General features: G+C 54.3%; 15 protein-coding genes and 3 tRNA genes. 11 read left to right on the forward strand and 7 right to left on the reverse strand.

Going from position 1 to position 17,905, the window contains the following annotated elements; genetic code table 11:
• Positions 1-1,293 (forward strand): Hsp70 family protein, encoded by a 1,293-nt coding sequence (locus tag IT971_RS07795; protein ID WP_063093412.1) that lies wholly within the window; start codon positions 1-3, stop codon positions 1,291-1,293.
• Here the strand turns inward: IT971_RS07795 and IT971_RS07800 are convergent.
• Positions 1,290-1,607 (reverse strand): hypothetical protein, encoded by a 318-nt coding sequence (locus IT971_RS07800; protein WP_063093413.1) that lies wholly within the window; start codon positions 1,605-1,607, stop codon positions 1,290-1,292. The two genes, IT971_RS07795 and IT971_RS07800, sit on opposite strands and share 4 nt — an antisense overlap.
• Before the next feature lie 204 nt (positions 1,608-1,811).
• Here IT971_RS07800 and IT971_RS07805 point away from each other — a divergent pair, with 204 nt between their 5' ends.
• Both IT971_RS07805 and recJ read left to right on the forward strand, forming a co-directional pair.
• Positions 1,812-2,348 carry a peroxiredoxin gene (locus IT971_RS07805; protein WP_063093414.1) on the forward strand — a complete coding sequence of 179 codons (537 nt, stop codon included), beginning with the start codon at positions 1,812-1,814 and terminating at the stop codon, positions 2,346-2,348.
• Positions 2,349-2,395: 47 nt separating this feature from the next.
• Positions 2,396-4,198: a single-stranded-DNA-specific exonuclease RecJ gene (gene recJ, locus IT971_RS07810; protein WP_082822549.1), complete on the forward strand. Its 1,803-nt coding sequence runs from the start codon at positions 2,396-2,398 to the stop codon at positions 4,196-4,198.
• A gap of 86 nt (positions 4,199-4,284) precedes the next feature.
• Here the strand turns inward: recJ and IT971_RS07815 are convergent, their stop codons facing one another.
• The gene (locus IT971_RS07815) at positions 4,285-4,794 is read right to left on the reverse strand and encodes a hypothetical protein (protein ID WP_037987716.1); all 510 of its coding nucleotides are present in this window, start codon (positions 4,792-4,794) and stop codon (positions 4,285-4,287) included.
• Between the two features lie 554 nt (positions 4,795-5,348).
• On the opposite strand from IT971_RS07815, the gene IT971_RS07820 reads away from it, so the two are divergent.
• The 5 genes from IT971_RS07820 to IT971_RS07840 all read left to right on the forward strand — a co-directional run bounded on the left by IT971_RS07820 (position 5,349) and on the right by IT971_RS07840 (position 8,097).
• A complete protein-coding gene (locus tag IT971_RS07820) occupies positions 5,349-6,173 on the forward strand; it encodes an ABC transporter substrate-binding protein (protein ID WP_063093415.1) in 825 nt (274 codons plus the stop codon).
• A gap of 123 nt (positions 6,174-6,296) precedes the next feature.
• Positions 6,297-7,550, forward strand: a complete 1,254-nt coding sequence (locus IT971_RS07825; RefSeq protein WP_223305063.1) for an MFS transporter — start codon at positions 6,297-6,299, stop codon at positions 7,548-7,550.
• A 249-nt stretch (positions 7,551-7,799) separates the two neighbouring features.
• Positions 7,800-7,875, forward strand: a tRNA-Glu gene (locus tag IT971_RS07830).
• 32 nt (positions 7,876-7,907) lie between these two features.
• A tRNA-Glu gene (locus tag IT971_RS07835) sits at positions 7,908-7,983 on the forward strand.
• Positions 7,984-8,021: 38 nt separating this feature from the next.
• Positions 8,022-8,097 (forward strand) — tRNA-Glu (locus IT971_RS07840).
• An 88-nt stretch (positions 8,098-8,185) separates the two neighbouring features.
• Here the strand turns inward: IT971_RS07840 and IT971_RS07845 are convergent.
• Together IT971_RS07845 and IT971_RS07850 are read right to left on the reverse strand one after the other, a co-directional pair.
• Positions 8,186-9,556, reverse strand: coding sequence for a DNA polymerase IV (locus IT971_RS07845; protein WP_063093417.1), 1,371 nt, complete (start codon positions 9,554-9,556; stop codon positions 8,186-8,188).
• A gap of 105 nt (positions 9,557-9,661) precedes the next feature.
• A complete protein-coding gene (locus IT971_RS07850) occupies positions 9,662-10,912 on the reverse strand; it encodes an EAL domain-containing protein (RefSeq protein ID WP_007091607.1) in 1,251 nt (416 codons plus the stop codon).
• 321 nt (positions 10,913-11,233) lie between these two features.
• Between IT971_RS07850 and IT971_RS07855 the strand changes: the two genes are divergently transcribed.
• The 3 genes from IT971_RS07855 to IT971_RS07865 all read left to right on the forward strand — a co-directional run bounded on the left by IT971_RS07855 (position 11,234) and on the right by IT971_RS07865 (position 14,395).
• Positions 11,234-12,658, forward strand: coding sequence for a tetratricopeptide repeat protein (locus tag IT971_RS07855; protein ID WP_063093418.1), 1,425 nt, complete (start codon positions 11,234-11,236; stop codon positions 12,656-12,658).
• 62 nt (positions 12,659-12,720) lie between these two features.
• Entirely contained in the window at positions 12,721-13,467 is a 747-nt protein-coding gene (locus tag IT971_RS07860; protein WP_063093419.1) for an S-adenosyl-l-methionine hydroxide adenosyltransferase family protein, read from the forward strand.
• 103 nt (positions 13,468-13,570) lie between these two features.
• On the forward strand, positions 13,571-14,395 hold the full coding sequence (locus IT971_RS07865) for an MBL fold metallo-hydrolase (RefSeq protein WP_063093420.1): 825 nt from the start codon (positions 13,571-13,573) through the stop codon (positions 14,393-14,395).
• 29 nt (positions 14,396-14,424) lie between these two features.
• On the opposite strand, the gene IT971_RS07870 is transcribed toward IT971_RS07865, so the two are convergent.
• The 3 genes from IT971_RS07870 to IT971_RS07880 form a co-directional block, all read right to left on the reverse strand.
• On the reverse strand, positions 14,425-15,120 hold the full coding sequence (locus IT971_RS07870; protein WP_065701949.1) for a flagellar motor protein MotB: 696 nt from the start codon (positions 15,118-15,120) through the stop codon (positions 14,425-14,427).
• 34 nt (positions 15,121-15,154) lie between these two features.
• Positions 15,155-15,949 carry a motility protein A gene (locus IT971_RS07875; RefSeq protein ID WP_007091602.1) on the reverse strand — a complete coding sequence of 265 codons (795 nt, stop codon included), beginning with the start codon at positions 15,947-15,949 and terminating at the stop codon, positions 15,155-15,157.
• A 222-nt stretch (positions 15,950-16,171) separates the two neighbouring features.
• Complete coding sequence (locus IT971_RS07880; protein ID WP_223305065.1) at positions 16,172-17,884, reverse strand: methyl-accepting chemotaxis protein; 1,713 nt, start codon at positions 17,882-17,884, stop codon at positions 16,172-16,174.
• Positions 17,885-17,905 lie beyond the last annotated feature (21 nt).

A 17,905-nucleotide genomic window follows, 5' to 3' on the forward strand; every position in this document is an offset into this window, starting at 1 on the left:
ATGTCCGAAATTATCGCCCTTGATTTTGGTACGACCAATTCGGTGCTTGCCGTCGCCGACAGCAACGGCAATGTGCAATCGGCAACGTTCGAGGTTGGACAGAGCAGCTTCGATACCTATCGAACCATCCTGTATTTCTGGGAAGAACAGAAGCTGACCACACCCGGTGCGCCGATCAGTTTGCAAAGCTGTTCCGGGCCGTTTGCCATGGCCGAATATCTGAGGGAAAGTCAGGATTGCCGACTGATCCAGTCGATCAAATCCTATCTGGCATCCAAGGATTTCGAGGGCACCGAGATTTTTGGCAATGTCTATACGATCGAAGATCTGATCGCGACGTTCCTGACACAGATCCATCATCACGCGCAATACAGCCTTGGCGGTCTTGGCTATCGCGTTATTTCCGGGCGTCCGGTTGCGTTTGCCGGAACAAATCCCGATAACGATTATGCCGAAATGCGCCTGCGGGCGGCCTATGAACAGGCCGGGTTCGAGGTCGAGGCCATGGTGTTCGAGCCCTTGGCGGCAAGCTATTATTACGGTCGTCAGCTTGATAAACCCGAAACCGTTCTGGTCGCTGACTTTGGCGGCGGCACCAGCGACTTTTCGGTGATTCGCTTTACCCCGGGCATGGGCATTCGCGGCGTTCATGCGCTTTCGCATACCGGTCTTGGCATTGCGGGCGACAGCTTTGATTACCGCATCATCCAGAAAGCCATCTGGCCGCGTCTTGGTTTTGGCAGCGAATATCGCACCATGGGGGCCGCATTGCCGGTGCCGCGCCAGTATTACACCGCGTTTTCGCGCTGGCATTACCTTTCGATGATGCGCCAGCCTAAGGTGATCAACGAAATCAGAAGCCTGATCCGTACCGCGGAACAACCCGACGATATCGAAGATCTGGTAACAATCATCGAAGAAGAACTGGGTTTCCACCTGTATCAGGCGGTGTCAAAAGCCAAGGCGGAGCTTTCAAGCGAGGAAAGTACGATCCTGCAATTCAACCATGCCGGGGTCGAGATCGAGGAACGCCTGACACGTGCCGATTTCGAAGCTGCGATTGCGCCTGATATCGCCGATATCGAAAAGGCCGCCAAGCTGTGTCTTGAGCAGGCGGGTATTCAGGCCCACGAAGTATCACGCGTCTTCATGACCGGTGGTACATCCTATGTCCCGGCGGTGCGCAAAATCTTTGAAGACGGTTTTGGCAAGGAACGCGTCGAAATCGGTCAGCCGTTTCTGTCTGTTGCGCATGGTCTTGCGCTAATTGCAGCGGATGAGGGGATTGTTTAGCAACTAAAACTGCCCTGGCACTGGGTTTCAAGCAGGATTACGGCCACCGTTATCAGGACAAACCCGATCACGCCAAGGCCGTAAAGCCAAAGCGATTTCGGGTGGTTCTTTAAAATCCACGGAAGGATGCCGCCCATCAGACACAGCACTGGAAACGCCAGAACGGTAAAAAACAGAAACCAGGTCAGGTTGTTTTCGTCCGAGCCCGGTGCATCGAATATCATCGGTGAAAACATCACCAGTGGGGCGGCCATCAGGGCACCCAGAATGGAAAGGACGGTAAGGCCGATCCGAAGGCCTTTTCTATGGTTCATTGCGCGTATCCGTTTTTTGTTTATCCCGGCAGTCTGCACAGCTTTGACGTGTGAGCAAGAGGTTGCAGGCAGGCGCATGTTTTTCACAATGCGAAATCGTCACTTCTTTTTGTGAAAGATCGATCACACTTATCTTCAGGTTATCAAGGGGCGGGCATTCGTTGCTGTATAAGGCCCGATGAGCTTTTTCAGGGAGGATGATTGATGAGCAGTGAAAGTGACGCACATGTTATTGCACGGTTGACGGGCCAGATGCTGCCGTCCCTTGCGTTGGCGGCAACCGATGGCCAGGCGGTTGATCTTGCGATCCTGACCGGGCGCAGCGTTGTCTATGCGTATCCGCGCACAGCCGAACCTGACAAGGCATCCCCCGATGGGTGGGATGAAATCCCCGGTGCCAAGGGCTGCACGCCGCAATCCTGTTCCTTCCGCGATCACGCCAAGGAACTTTCCGCTGTGGGTGTGGATCACCTATTCGGGCTTTCCAGCCAGACCACCGAATATCAGAAGGAAGCCGCCGAACGGCTGCATCTGCCATTCGCGCTTTTGTCCGATACCGATCACAGGTTTAAGGAATCGATGGCGATGCCGGATTTCATCATTGATGACATGCGGCTGTTCAAACGCCTGACCATGATCATTTATGATGGCAGGATTGCCAAGGTTTTCTATCCGGTTGATGCCCCGGCGCAAGATGCCGAAAATGTTCTGGTGTGGTGCCGCGATAATCCAAAGGGCTGATGGATTAAAATATCCGGTTTAAGCGCGCCCCGGATTAGGCTATTTCAATGGGCATGACAGACCATGCGCAAGAAAAGACATTTTTGGGAATAGAGCGATCCGTTACCGGTAAATGGTGGCGGGAACGCAATCTGGATGATCGGCTGGCAACCACCATTGCCCAGCGTTTTGGCGTTCCCGAAGTTGTCGGGCGGGTAATGGCTGCCCGCGATATCGGGCTGGATGATGCCGAAAGTTTCCTGAACCCGACCCTGCGCGACCTGATGCCCGATCCATCGACCTTGAAGGATATGGACAAGGCCGCCGCCCGTATTGCCGATGCGGTGATCAAGGGCGAGAATATCGCGGTTTTTGGTGATTATGACGTTGATGGCGCGACCAGTACCGCATTGTTAAAGCGCCTTTTCGCAGCCCTTGGGCGCGATGTGGTGGTACATATCCCGGACCGCCAGAAGGAAGGATATGGCCCCAACAGCCCGGCCTTGCTCGATTTGCAGCGCCGGGGGGCCAATCTGATCCTGACGGTCGATTGCGGGGTGACGGCCTATGCGCCGCTGACCGATGCTAGGGAAGCGGGGATCGAGATCATCGTCGTTGATCACCATGCGGCCGAGCCGGAATTGCCGCCCGCCGTTGCGGTGGTCAACCCGAACCGACTTGATGATGAAAGCGGCCTTGGTCATTTGTGCGCCGCGGGTGTTGCCTTTTTGCTTTCGGTTGCGATCCTGCGCGAATTGCGTTCGCGCGGCTGGCTGGAACAGGCAGGCATTCGTGCGCCCGATTTGCGCAACTGGCTTGACCTTGTGGCACTTGGCACGGTTTGCGATGTGGTGCCGCTGCGCGGGCTTAATCGGGCATTCGTGACGCAAGGCATCAAGATCATGCGCCATCGCCACAATGTCGGCATGGCGGCGCTGGCCGATATTGCCGGGGTAAATGAAACGCCCAGTGCCTATCATCTTGGATTCATGCTGGGGCCGCGGGTGAATGCCGGTGGGCGTGTCGGGGAATCGTTCCTTGGGACGACGTTGCTTTCGGGCGATGATCCCGCCCAGGCGCTGGATATCGCGCGCAAGCTTGATGAATACAACCGTGAACGCAAGGCGATCGAGGATATCGTGCTTGATCAGGCGATCAGCGCGGTTGAAAGTCAATCAAAGGTCGGTGCAATGGTGCTGGTCGGCGGCGAAGACTGGCACCCTGGTGTGATCGGTATTGTCGCCAGCCGTTTGAAGGATCGTTATCATGTTCCCGCCCTTGTGATGGGCATGGTTGATGGCGTGTTCAAGGGATCGGCGCGTTCGGTACGCGGGATTGACCTTGGGGCCGCGATCATTGCTGCACGGCAGGCAGGGCTTTTGATCAATGGCGGCGGGCATGGGATGGCGGCCGGTTTTACCCTTGACCCGGAAAAACGTCCTGCGTTCGAGGAATTCCTTGAAACCCGGTTTGCCAAAATCATTGCTGAAAATGATATCCGCCCGACCATGACGGTTGATGGTGGTCTGCATGCGATGGGGGCGACGCTTGATCTTATTGATGCCCTTGAAAAGCTTGGCCCGTTTGGCGCGGGCAATGCGGAGCCGCGCTTTGTCTTTCCCGAATGCCGGGTGGTCAAGGCCGATGTTGTCGGCGCTGATCACGTGCGCTGCATATTATCGGGCAGCAATGGCAAGGGACGCCTTAAGGCCATTGCATTTCGCTGCCTTGACAATGACATGGGCCAGACCCTGCTGAAGCATGGCGGGCGGCCCTTGCATATCCTTGGCCATTTGCGGCGCGACAGCTGGCAGGGGCGTGATGGTGTGCAATTGATGATTGACGACATTGCCCTACCGGTTCTTGGCTAAGGTACATTTTCAGGTCCTTGTACCGGGCCGTTAAAGCGGCCCGGTAACGCGCGGAATTAAATGCGGAAACTGCCCTGGCCGTTCTTTCAGCTTTTGTCCGCGCGGCGTTCTTGCTGCCGATCAAGAATAATGGTGATCGCCTGCGACAATATGGTGGCCATCTCGCTGCTATCTCGATTATTTTCGAGGTTCTCGACGATCTGGTCATAGGCACCAATAATGTCATTGGCAATTTGAGGGCTGTTCGTGATGCCTTCGGCTGCGAGAAATCCGCTTATGATGGCGATAAGGACCTCGCGTTCTGCTGGCCCGGTACAATATGGATTTGGTGCCCGGGTTGTTTCAGGTTCGTTCACTGTATTCGGTTTCTTCGCGGTTCCCCTTGGGGGCTCACCTGTTGCGATCCACTGCAAAGAGATACCCTTTGAGATGGCAAGGCGGGCAACGCCGACAAAGCGAGGTTCCGATTGTGCCTGACACCATCTGTTCAATTGTTCAGGGATGATACCGGCGATCCGGGCCGCATCTTTTTTTCGATCAAACATATCGACGACATGGCGAATGCGATCCCCAAGCGCGCTATCAAGTACGGGCAAAGGGGCGTCTGAATCCCGCCTATCCATGATGCACGCAGTATATTGCCGGCTGTGAAACGTCGTTACCCGGTTTCCGCAAAATGCCGGAGTAACGAAATTTTTTAGTTGAATGTCGAATTTTTTCGTTGTAAATCTTGCTCATGTTCAACTTTAACTGGCTTTTTTAACCAAAGGGCTTGGTTTTGTTGTTCGGGCTTGGGGATCGGCGAAGAGTGGGCGCCGAAAGAATCGAAAACAGCATACTACATCAACATGTTCTAAAATTAGACTGCTACCCTTTCGGACGGAATCCATCTTGCACGTGGCATGTTAGCGTCACGTGAAGGCGCATTCTTGTTCAAATGGATGGTTCCCTTTGAATCTAGATATGTACGACGTTACTGGCAATCAACATGTCGGGCTACCATGTTGAATAAACAGGTTATGTGACAGTTCGTTCTTTCGGTCCTGCAAGTTTCTTTTTTGCGGCTTTTTGCATTTCATAGCTGACAGGGAAACATATGCGACGGACGGGTATATTCTTTCATCCAAAGGAGCGGCGAGGCATTACGATTTTGCGGCGCATTGTCGTAATTGTTGCCTTTGCTGTCGTCATCCTGTGGTCGCACGGTATGGTCGCAGCTGCCCAGACGGGGGATATGCTTGCCGCAGCCCGGTCGATAAAGATTTATACCGAAGATTTTGCACCCTTTAATTACATGTCGGATACGGGGTTGACCGGTGCCGGGACGGATGTGGTCCGTGAAATGGCCGCACGTCTGGGGCATGACGGAAAATTCGAGGTACTTCCGTGGAAACGGGCCCTGCAAATTGTCGACAATGAACCCGGCACGGCTGTTTTTTCAATGGTGCGAACGTCTGAGCGCGAAGATGAGTATAAATGGGTTGGGCCAATCATTGTGACGCGCGGCTGGCTTTATAAAATGACCGACAGCAACCTTGAAATCCGCGATTTGAGTGACGCACGCAAAGTTGCCGCCATCGGTGTGCAGGCAGGCGGTGCGGCGGAACGAATGTTGCGCGAACAGGGCTTTAAAAACCTTGCGGCACTTTATACACCTGGGAATGCGTTACAGCTTCTGGCCAGTGACCGGATAGACCTATGGGAAGCATCCGATCTGGTTCTGGAGCATCAGCGTCGCAAGTTCGGAATTGACCGGTCCGAAGTTGAACCGGTTATCGGCTTGGGAATTTACGAGCTTTATCTGGCATTCTCACTGCAAACGCCGGACTTCATCGTGGATCAATGGCGGATGGTTCTTAACGATCTGCGCAGTGACGGGACATTTGCCGAAATCGGCCGCAAATACGGTGTTTCGATGCTGCATGAGGGTGCCGAAGTTCCGTCAGGTGAAGAATTCAATCTGATGACGCGCTGATCGCGACAGAGGGTGATCTGAACCCGCCTGTGTCATCGCGCCAAACGTATCACGGCAATACATCAGGATATATCTTACGGGGGCTTGCGGGTATCCCGTGATCGGATTATGCCATTTGGCATCATGAATGATCATACAAAAACACCAAAGCAGGCCGTGCACGGGGTAGGGACATTTTTATGGATCCTGGCACCGGTCGTGCTGGCCTTTTCGCTCAGCCAGTTTTTCCGTTCAGCACAAGCCTTGCTGGCCGAATCCCTTCGGGCGGAGCTTTCGACCTCTCCCGAGGAACTTGGCCTGATATCGGGCAGTTTTCATTTTGCCTTTGCCCTGATGCAAATTCCCGTCGGTGTGATGCTGGACCGTTACGGGCCGCGTTTGACCAATGGTGTGATGATGATCATCACGGTGGCCGGTGTTCTGATCTTTGCCAATGCGCATAGTGTGGCGGGATTGATGATCGGGCAGGCGGTGATCGGCCTTGGCTGTTCAGCGGCCTTCATGGCGGCATTGGTGCTGGCATCGCGTTGGGTGGCGCCGGAAAAGTTTGCCGCGACCTCTGGCCTGATTGTGGCGTTCAGTTTGCTGGGCGTTCTGGCATCGGCAACGCCACTGGCCGCCCTGATCGAGCTTCGCGGCTGGCGCGACGTTTATTACGGGCTTGCCGTGCTCAGCGCGCTTTCGGTTGTTCTGACATTCACCATGGTGCGCGACGCACCGCCAAACCACAGCTTCCATTCCCGAAAGGGGGAAACTGTCAGCGAGGCCCTGCGCGGCATGGTCTCTGTCTGGAAAAACCGGCAGGTCTGGTTTTTGGTCGGTGTCGCCTTTTTCAGCTATCCGGCGATCCTGACCGTGCGCGGGCTTTGGGGCGGGCCGTACCTACAGGACGTCTTCCATCTCGGGGCGGTGGATGTCGGTAACGTTCTTTTGGTGATGACAATCGGCATGATCATCGGACCGCCCGCCTATGGGCAACTTTCGCGCCTGATGGGCGGTGCGGCACATCCCCTGATCGTCTTTGCCGTTCTGATCGCGGCTGTGCTGTGCCTGTTGCAGGCGCTGCTGGGGACGACAGCTCTTTGGCTCGCCGCGGTCCTGATGGTCGCACACGGGCTTCTGGGCAGCTGTGCAACGCTTAACTATGCTGCATCGCGGGCCGCGGTGCCCGAACATCTGATTGGCCGTGCCCTGACCACGGTCAATCTGGCGACCTTTGGCGGGCTGTTTGTCCTTCAGGGGATTGCAGGTGTGATCATCGGCCGGTTTGAACCGGGCGCGACGGAAGGCTATCGTGTGATGTTTGCCTTCCTTGGTGTCTGCCTTGCGATTGCGGGAACGGCCTTCTGGATGGGAACCCGAAAACGGGCGAATTGATTTCAAACGGTTTTGTGCAGGTGCCTTTGCGGTTGTCGTTGCGGACATGCGTTCGCATATGTGTTGGACAAGGATATTGCAGGATCGGGCTATGATCCTTGCGGTTAAACAGGATGCTTGGATTTCCCGGCTTTTGGCGTGTTATCGCCCTATTTGCGGTGGGGGATTAAAAAAAACGTCACAGCGGCGAAAAACGCGCTTGACCTTGCCCGACCCAATCGCTAAAAACCGGCCTCGTTAACGCGCTGCGTCCCCTTCGTCTAGAGGCCTAGGACACTGCCCTTTCACGGCGGCAACAGGGGTTCGAATCCCCTAGGGGACGCCACTCGTTAACATGGACTGCATTTTGGTGACTGTGTCCCCTTCGTCTAGAGGCCTAGGACACTGCCCTTTCACGGCGGCAACAGGGGTTCGAATCCCCTAGGGGACGCCACCAAAGCAGGCCATACATAAGATCGCACAGCGATTTGCGTCCCCTTCGTCTAGAGGCCTAGGACACTGCCCTTTCACGGCGGCAACAGGGGTTCGAATCCCCTAGGGGACGCCACTTTCTTTCAAAAGATTGTCCAATCTGTGATGCTCGTTCGGTTCGCGACGGGCATTTTTCGTTTCAAGCCGTTCAGGCAATGGAAACGCTAAAATCCGAAACGGTGCTGGCGCGACGTTTTCTTGTGTTGACGATACCGCCGCGTCAGGCTTTCGCGCAGTTGTTCCGCCGTCGGGCGCGGGATTTGCGGGATAAGGCGGGCCGGGGGCAGAGCACTTTCGCCGTTATCCTCGATCAATTCGACGGGTGCTGTTTCCTCGGTTTCGCCAAACAGATCGGCGGGGTCGGCTGTATCGGCCGGGAAAAGATCGGCAACGCCGACACCCAGCAGGCGATAACGCGTGCCATCGACTTCCTTTTTCAGAAGTGTCAGTGCGGTTTCAAGGATCAGATCTTCGCGCAATGTCGGGTAGGTCAGGCGCATATTGCGCGTGCGGGTTTTGAAATCGGCTGATTTCAGTTTCAGAACAACGGTATGGCCCGCGATTTCCTTGCGTGCCAGATCACTGGCGACGCGCGCCGTCAGGCGTTTGGCGATATCGACCAGTTCATCAAGGTCGGAAATGTCTTCGTTAAAGGTTGTTTCCGATGACAGGCTTTTGCGTTCGCTGCTTTGTTCGACCCGGCGATTGTCCTGCCCGCGCGAAAAATGGAAGAACCGTTTGCCAATGCTGCCGTAACGGCCCTGCAAGGCATGTATATCAAGCTGTTGCATCTGTCCGATGGTGGTGATGCCATCGTCGCGCAGCTTGCGCTCCATCGCCGGTCCAACGCCCCACATCATGCGTACCGGCTTATCCGCAAGGAACGATACGGCTTCTGCGGAGCCAATCATTGAAAAGCCGAACGGTTTATTGAGGTCGGATGCGATCTTGGCCAGAAATTTGTTGTAGGAAAGCCCGATGGAAACCGTGATGCCGACTTCGCGCCTGATTTCCGCCTGAAGATCAATCAGGCATTCGGCGGCTGTTTTACCATGCGTTCCTTGCGCATTGGTCAGGTCAAGAAACGCCTCGTCAATTGAAAGCGGTTCAATGTCCGGGGTTATGGCGCGCATCATGTCACGTACCCGGTATCCTTCGCGCTGATACTTTGCCATGTCGGGTTTCAGGAAAACACCGTCGGGGCAAAGTTCGCGCGCCTTGAAGGCTGGCATGGCGGATCGCACGCCGAATTTGCGCGCGACATAACAGCAGGTGGAAACCACCCCGCGATGCCCGCCGCCAATAATCACCGGCTGATCCATCAGTTCCGGTCGGTCACGCTTTTCAATCGAGGCATAAAACGCATCGCAATCCAGGTGCCCGATGAAAAGTTCGGGCAGTTCGGCATGCGCGATCCCGCGTTTTCCGCCACAGACCGGGCAGGGTGCATAGGCACCTTCGCCGCTTTTGGCGAGCGGCCGGTCTGCATGGAAACGCCATTTGTGATGGCAATCGGGACAAAGCGCGTAAAGCATATTTATTTGTACCGCTTTTGTTCCCTTTTTGCCAAGCAAAGAAACGCGGCAAATCCCCGTCAGGTGACAGGATTTGTCAGGAGCAATAATCGGATTGGGGCGAGGTTAGCGTTTCTGTGCTGCGGCCGCACGTTTCGCACGGCGTTGACGGGCGATCATGTTGTCGATATAGCGCCCTTGGAACAGGGTAATGCCCAGCGACTGACCGAATTTGATCGCAGTCGGACTGTCGCAACGGCACAGGATCACACGTTCCCGGCCAGAGTCTTTCACAAGATTGTCCATTTCGGAATATTTCTTGCGAATGACGTTGTCTGTCATTTCCTCGCGCCAGGCGACCTTGATGAAATCAGCCTTAAGGCTTTTGCGATCCACAAACGAAAGGGCTTCGACAGTCAGATTGTCGATCAAAACGCGATAGCCGCGTTCATGGAATTCGTCACGCAGCCGCAGATAGGTTTCGAGGTTTGAGAACAGATCGACCTGATTAAGTTCGATGATCACATTGCCCGGCCATTTTTTACGGACAACTTCATCGAACCGCTCGAAATCCTTGGATGTCAGCGTTTCCAGATTGAGGTTGATCGAGAATGAGCTGGCATGTGTCTTGAACGTCCGCTTGCACAGATAATTCAGCATGCGTTTATCAAGCACTTCGGTCATATGCTGAAACAGCCAGCGGTTTGACGCAAGGTCAATGTTGGGCATGATCGCGTTGCGCAAGTCCGAGATCGAGACAAAGAATTCGTCAAAAACCGGATGCAGTTCCTTGGACCCCGCGCGGGCAAACACGCAAACAGGTTGCTGGCGGATATGTTCGGAAAGATCAGCCGAATGAATGGTGTCTTCCAACTGGGCCAGATTTTCCGCATTGATCGGGCTCAGAACATTGGTTGGCTTCTGGGCCGGGCGCATATTGCTGCTTTGCTGCAGCTTTTTGGCGCGTTCATCAAGATGCTGGCACAGCAGCAGGAATTCCTGGAATTCCGTATTCAGATTGTACCATGTGCAGAATCCGGTTTCCTCGCTTTCGTCCTGCGAAAGCGGATCATCGCGGAACAGGTAGCGCAGCGTGTCAACTGCCGGTTCCACGTCGGCGATCGATTTGTCTTTCCAGATGAACAGAAGGTCATCGTTACTTAGGACAAAGATACGGCCGACATAAAGCTTTACGTAGCTTTCAAAGGTATTGGTCGCGACCCGGATATGATAATCGCGTCGGTGAAATGGCTTGAGCCGGGACAAATGGATATGAACAGCGCGGTGCCCGAATTTGCGGGTTTCCAGGCGCTGGACATAATCAAGCATCAGGTATTCCTGAAGGGCCTGTTGGCCATATTGTTTGGGCTCAATCAATCTACTTCCCCGAAAGAGACAGGATTAATTCCTGATATTTTGAATTCATACAATGGTATGGGACGATCTATCAAACCATATTGTCCCTGAATGCCGCGTTAACAGGTGAGACAGTTATATAGTTTACTTTTACGAATTATATTTTGGACATGTCCTATTGCATAGTTTCTGACATTGGAAAATGCTTTTAACGAATTGTTCGCAGCCATCGGGCAGACTGGATCACCATCAGGGAAATGATGGGGTGGTGCGCGTTGGACTTGACGACAGCCTGCGAAACATGCTCCCTGAATTGTCTTTTAATTATAGGGGGTTGACACCATGAAGGTATCCGCAATGCGGACCGGGAACTGGCTGAAGATCGGCGGCAGAAGCCTTGCCGTTGTCGGCATGGTTTCATGGGTGTCTGGCTGTGCGCCACTGCTTGATCAGGATTTCTGGGACGAGGCGACTTCATTTACCGATGAAAATTATACCGCCAATGGTTTGCAGCAGCTTGCAACCGGCGATTATGCCTCTGCGGAAAAATTCTTTGACGAAGCATTACGCAAAAATCCCCAGGACGGGCACGCGCTTTTGTGGCGCTCGGTGATGTATCAAAACACCAACCGTGCTGATCGTGCGCGGGATGGTTACGATACCCTGATCGCCATGAACCCGCCCGGAACGGTTTTGATGACAACGGCCAACGGCACGCAACCGCGCCCGTTGCGCGATGCGGCTGAATTCAACCTGATGCGTTTGCAGCGCGGTCTTCCGGGATCGCTTAGCATCAATGACCAGATTGCGACGGCTCCGGCCGGGTTGGGGACGGCAAATCAATCCGTCATGGCACCGTCGAATGCCATGGTCGCACCCCCGATGGTCGCCAGCAGTCAACCGCGTGCGCGAAGTGCCGATATGCCTGCCGGTGCAGCATTGAGCACCGGTGACGAAGCCATCGCAAAGCGGTTTGCGATTCTGCGTGATTTACAGGCCGCTGGCCTTGTCACGCCGGAGGAATTTTCAGCGCGCCGGTCTGCCAATCTGGGGGCATTGCTGCCCATGAGCCAGTCAGCACCGGCGGCATTTCTGGATAATCCGCCACCGGACAGCACGCAAATCGAGCAGCGCCTGAACCAGTTGAACCGTGCCCTTCAGATCGGGGCGATCACGGTGCAGGAACATGTCAATGAACGTACCGCTATTCTGGATGCGCTTTTACCGGCCCAACCGCGCCAGCGCGCAACCCCGCCGCCGGCACCACAAGGCTTGATGGATGCCGCACGCCAGATCGCGCGTATCGAAGATTTTTCGCAGATGAAATTGGTGACGCCCGACGAATTCAAACGAGAGCGTGATGCAATCGAAGCCGCCATTGTCGAACCGGCAAAGGCCAATGTAACGACCTTAAGCGCGGGCGAGCCTGTTCGTCGTGTCGCCACCGGCGAAAGCCGTGCGGTTCAGTCGGGTAGCGAAATGGCAGCGGCCCCGACCATGGGGACGGCAAATCCGGTTGCTGCAACAGCCGGGGGCAAAAGCCTTCATCTGGCATCTTATCGCAATCAGGCACAGGCCGAACGCGGTTGGCAAATCCTGACACAACGTTATGCCGAGCTTGCGCCACTTCAGCACGGTGTCACGCAGGCAAACATTCCTGGCAAGGGGACCTATTTCCGTTTGATGGCGACCGGGCTTAGTGACAGTTCTGCCAGTGCAATCTGTGCTGAGCTTAAACGTCGCGGTCAGTTCTGCGAGGTCAAGTAACAGCGCTTTGCGTGCAACCTGACTGAAATCAGGCAGGTTTGCCGACGATCCGGATGTCCGACATGATCCTGATTTTCAGCGATTTTGGCGTAATCGGCCCTTATAGTGGGGCGATGCGTGCGGTTGTTCATCGTAATGCCCCCGACATTACGGTTTGCGATCTGATGGTCGATGCGCCGGATCGCAATCCTCGTGCATCAGCCTATCTTCTGGCCGCATTGTCGCGCGAATTTCAACCGGGTGATGTCGTGCTTTGCGTCGTTGATCCGGGTGTCGGCAGCCAGCGTCGCGGCATTGTTGTTGAATGCGGCGGCGTTTTTTACGTCGGTCCCGACAACGGATTGTTCGAAATACTGATCCGGTGGTCGAAAACATGCCGGGTGAGAGTGATCAACTGGCATCCCGAAAATGCATCGGCAAGCTTTCACGGGCGCGATATTTTCGCCCCGGTGGCCTGCATGATTGCCAAGGGTGAACCGGTGGCACTTGGCGATATCGATGTCGGGTTGCGTTATGTCCCGCCCCAGAGCTGGCCGGATGAGCTTTCAGAAATCATTTATATCGACAGCTATGGCAATCTGATGACCGGTCTTCTTGCCGCACCGGGGTGGCAGAACCGCAATCTGAAGCTTTTGATCAACGGACAGTCTCTTTCGCCTGCCCGGACATTCTCCGATGTCGCGCTGGGGCAGGGCTTTCATTACCGAAATTCAATCGGACTTTGTGAGGTTGCCGTAAACTGTGGACGTGCCGATCAGGCGTTCGGGGCAGAGATCGGTACAGCGGTGTTTATCAAGCCGCAGAATTAGAACACGGGTAATTTTCTTTTGCGAAATGAGTGTTATATTTCAACGGGATTGATGCATTCGTCTGTCGCGGACGACAGCCACAGACATATGTGAAGGGCAGCGAATGGCAATTGATGTAAAGTTCTGGGGAGTTCGTGGGAGCATTGCCTGTCCTTCCCCTGACCATGTTGTTTATGGCGGCAATACCAGTTGTGTCGAAATGCGGATCGGTGATCATACCCTGATCTTTGACGCCGGAACCGGTATTCGCAATCTTGGCAAGGATCTGATCCGGCGCAAGGTAACCGAAGCCAGCATTTATCTGACGCATACCCACTGGGACCATATCAACGGGTTCCCGTTTTTTGTCCCGGCCTATAATCCTGCTGCACGTTTTCACGTGCTGGCCGGACATTTGAAAGAGCAGGGTGGGGTCGAGCGCGTGTTTTCGGCCCAGATGGCCGATCCAACCTTTCCGGTACCGCTTTCGGCCATGAAGTCAAAACTGAAATTCGAAGATTTCACGGTCGGGACGGTTTTATACCCGGCCGATGGGATTGCCGTTCGGACCGGGCCGTTGCGTCATCCCAACGGGGCGACGGCGTATCGTGTGGAGCATGGCGGCAAGTCTGTCTGTTATGTCACCGATACCGAACATATGCTGGGCCAACCTGACGAGGTGGTTCTTGATTTCATCTGGAATGCTGATCTCGTGATTTATGACAGCACCTACACCGACGATGAATTCCCGGCCAAAGTTGGTTGGGGGCATTCGACCTGGCAGGAGGGAGTTCGGCTGTGTCAGGCGGCAAACGTCAAACGGCTTGCCCTGTTTCATCATGATCCCGATCACAATGATGTGGTAATGGCCGAGATCGAGCAGCAGGCACGCAGCCAATGGTCAAATGTCTTTGCCGCGCGCGATGAAATGGTCGTCGTTATCGAATAGGGTACCCGGCAGAACGCGCACCACCAACATCAGAATACGCGCGAATATTTTGGGAAAATGCGAATTTCGATACGGCGGTTGGCTTCGCGATTTTCTTCGATCGGGTTGCCATCATCGCCGCGGTTGGGCAATTTCGGCTTGGTATCGCCATAGGAAATTGCCCGCATGCGGTCACTTTCCGGATCAACCCCGACCGCGGTTAAAAAGCGCACAACGGCAATGGATCGCCCGGCCGCCAGTTCCCAGTTCGACGGGAAACGTGGTGTGTTGATCGGGCTGTCGTCAGTATGCCCGGTCACTTCGACCTGAAAGCCAAGATAACGGGGTTCTTTTAACAGGTCCCCAACATCTTTAAGGAACAGGACCGCATCCTGCGTCAAATTGGCTGATCCGGGATGGAAAAATGCGCCGCCGCCAAGTTCCATCAGAATACCTTCGTCGTCGGTCGAAACATTGACGGCACTATCCATTGATGTGTTGAACACAACATCCTTCAGATCGGTTTCGAGAACCTGCGTCGGGCGGACGATCTCGCGTTTGCCAATCTGTTCGGCAATACCTGATTGTACTTTTTCGAAAAGAGGGATTTCGACCTTGGAAAAGCTGACCAGCATCACAAAGAACGCCATCAGAAGCGTGATCGCATCGGCATAGGTTACGATCCAGTCTTCTTCGACCAGTTCTTCCTGGCGTCGCCCCATCGGTGATTTGCGTCGGGCCATCATGGCCTCCTGTCGTCAAGCATATTGTCTGTGGCCGCTATTTTGCGGACTTGTCGATATTGAAATGGATCGCCGGATCAAGGAACGAATTCATTTTGTCCTGTATGGCGCGCGGTCCCTTGCGATCGGCTAGCATGATCAGGCCTTCGGCAATCAGGTAATTGCGAAACCGCATGATTTCCTCGCGCTGCTGGATTTTGCTGGCGGCCGGCATGAAAAAGAATCTGGCGGCGACAATCCCGTAAAGGGTCGTGATCAGCGCAATCGCAAGACCCGAACCAAGCTGTGTCGGATCATCGGCCATTTTATCAAGCATGATGACAAGACCAACCAGCGTTCCGATCATGCCAAATGCCGGCGCGGCACCCGCCATGCTTTTCAGGATGGATACAGGTACCAGATTGCGGCTGAACGCGTTTTCAATCGCGTTATGGAGCATTTCGGCGGTTTCATCACCGTTATAACCGGTGATGACGACTTCCATCGCCCAGCCCAGAAATGGCTCGTCCTTGCCGACGCGCTGTGCTTCCTGCTCCAGCGCGTTGATGCCTTTTTTCTGAAGCAGATAGCCCCATTTGACAACACGGCCGACTTCGCCGGTCAATTGGCCCCGGCCCATCTGCGGTGCCCGAAAGATTTTGAAAATCAGCTTGAGCGCAAGCAGAACATAGCGTGCTTCGTAGGCAATAAAAGTCGCTGCCAAGGTCCCGCCGATCACCATCAACGCACTCGACAGACTGATAAACACAAAATAGTTGTCGGTCGAAATGAAGATGGAGCCGACAAAAAGCCCCAAACCGACCAGAATCCCCAAGATCGTCGTAAAAGACATTGTCTTTTATTTTCTCCAAGCGTGAGCCGCTCGAATACCCCCAACCCGATTAGAATTTTAAAGGTTTAACACCTTTTTTTCAGAATAGACAAATTGGCGGTTATCGTCAGGTTAATTTTAATGCCAAGATTTTGCCGGGGAATTGCTGTACACCAAAAAAACAAACCCCGCACCACCAGAAATGGTGCGGGGCACAAAATGCAGTTCCGGAAAATTTCAGGATCAAGCCGACCGGATACTCATCAGGAAACTATCGACCTCTCGGCGAAGTTCTGTCGAAAGTTGCCCCAGTTCTTCAGCCACATTCAGGACCTGGTGGGCGGCCTGATCGGTTTCGGCCACCGTATCGCTGACGCGTTCGATATTGCTGCTGACTTCCTGCGTGCCAATAGCGGCCTGTTCGACATTCTGTGCAATTTCGCCGGTGGCATCGGCCTGTTCACGAACTGCATCGGAAATCGTGTTTGTGATGTCGGTAATCCGCGAAATAACGTTGGAAATGTCGTCCATTGACTGGACCGTTTTGCCGGTTTCTTCCTGGATGGCCAAAATCTGTTCGGAAATTTCGCTGGTTGCGCGTGCCGTCTGGTTGGCAAGGTTTTTGACCTCTGCGGCAACAACGGCAAAGCCTTTACCTGCTTCGCCTGCGCGGGCGGCCTCGATGGTTGCGTTAAGCGCCAGAAGGTTGGTTTGACCAGCAATGTCACTGATCAGTTCGACAATCTCGCCAATGCGACCGGCGGCTTCTGAAAGTCCGGCGACGGTCTTGCTGGAAACTTCGGCTTCGCGCGATGCTTCGGCGGTGATTTCGGTTGAATGATGCGCCTGATTGCCGATCTGGGTGATCGAATGCGACAGATTTTCCGCTGCGTCGGCCACGGTGCGGACATTAACGGTGGCTTCTTCGGAGGCGGCAGCAACGGTTGTGGCACTTTTGCTTGCCAGATCGGCGGCGCCGACCAAGGCACGGGCCGTGCTTTGCATCCGGTCGGCCGATGTGGAAACCGAACCGACAATATTGGCAATTACCCCTTCGAACCCGCCAATGTGTTTTTCAAGCGTTTTCATGCGTTCTTCGCGCTTGCGCGATGCCGCTTCCTGTTCGGCTTCCATGCGTTTTTTTGCAATCGCATTGGTGCGGAACACATCGACCGATTGTGCCATGCGACCGATTTCGTCCTTACGGTCAAGGTCATGGATGATCAGGTCGGTTTTGCCATCGGCAAGTTCGGTCATGACCGAACCCAGCTTGCTAAGCGGTTCGGTAACGATTTTCGACAGCAGCAACCGCATGCCAAAGATGGTTGCAAGTGCAATGACGATGCCGCCAATCACAATACCGATCAGGATCTGATTGGTTTTCGCCTGTTCGGGGGCAACCGAAAGACTTGATGACAGAACCGCAATCACGTCGCCCTTTTCAGCTTCCATTGCGCCATGGCAGCTAAAGCAAACCTCGCGTTCGGCACCTTTGGTCACACCAAGAACAATTGGCATCGACAGGCGATAGGTGCCTTCGTCGGTATAACGTCCAATGGTTTGACCGGTTTCAATGGCTTCCTGATCAATCGCATCGCGCGGCGTTTTCAGGTCCTTGTCGCCATATTCCTTCATATAGGCTAGCGTGGTAGGGCCCCATGCCGACCATAATTCGCCGGGATAATCCAGATTTCGGCTTTCAAACCAGTTGTTGAAAACATCAATACCGATGTCATCAGAGTCATCAGGACGGGCGGCCATCACATTTACAATCAGCGCATGAAGCGATGTCAGTTCATTCTGGCTTAGCTGATTAAGCTTGGCATCCATTGCCTTTTCTTCGGCAAACATCATCATTGCAAGTGCGATGATCACCGTGGAAGTAACGCCGAAGGCCGACGCCCACATAAAGCGTTTGCGAATGCCCATGGCATTGAAAGCCGATAACAACTTCATCACTGATCCCCGAATGGATTA

Origin of the sequence: Thalassospira sp. B30-1 (genome assembly GCF_015767575.1) — a bacterium.
Lineage (GTDB): Bacteria > Pseudomonadota > Alphaproteobacteria > Rhodospirillales > Thalassospiraceae > Thalassospira > Thalassospira xiamenensis.

Coding starts and splice junctions, on each gene's coding strand:
- recJ (WP_082822549.1), top strand. CDS start 2,396: ATGGGCATGACAGACCATGCGCAAGAAAAGACATTTTTGGGAATAGAG.
- IT971_RS07845 (WP_063093417.1), bottom strand. CDS start 9,556: ATGCTTTACGCGCTTTGTCCCGATTGCCATCACAAATGGCGTTTCCAT.
- IT971_RS07875 (WP_007091602.1), bottom strand. CDS start 15,949: ATGTCTTTTACGACGATCTTGGGGATTCTGGTCGGTTTGGGGCTTTTT.
- IT971_RS07870 (WP_065701949.1), bottom strand. CDS start 15,120: ATGATGGCCCGACGCAAATCACCGATGGGGCGACGCCAGGAAGAACTG.
- IT971_RS07865 (WP_063093420.1), top strand. CDS start 13,571: ATGGCAATTGATGTAAAGTTCTGGGGAGTTCGTGGGAGCATTGCCTGT.
- IT971_RS07860 (WP_063093419.1), top strand. CDS start 12,721: ATGATCCTGATTTTCAGCGATTTTGGCGTAATCGGCCCTTATAGTGGG.
- IT971_RS07795 (WP_063093412.1), top strand. CDS start 1: ATGTCCGAAATTATCGCCCTTGATTTTGGTACGACCAATTCGGTGCTT.
- IT971_RS07800 (WP_063093413.1), bottom strand. CDS start 1,607: ATGAACCATAGAAAAGGCCTTCGGATCGGCCTTACCGTCCTTTCCATT.
- IT971_RS07880 (WP_223305065.1), bottom strand. CDS start 17,884: ATGAAGTTGTTATCGGCTTTCAATGCCATGGGCATTCGCAAACGCTTT.
- IT971_RS07825 (WP_223305063.1), top strand. CDS start 6,297: ATGAATGATCATACAAAAACACCAAAGCAGGCCGTGCACGGGGTAGGG.
- IT971_RS07805 (WP_063093414.1), top strand. CDS start 1,812: ATGAGCAGTGAAAGTGACGCACATGTTATTGCACGGTTGACGGGCCAG.
- IT971_RS07855 (WP_063093418.1), top strand. CDS start 11,234: ATGAAGGTATCCGCAATGCGGACCGGGAACTGGCTGAAGATCGGCGGC.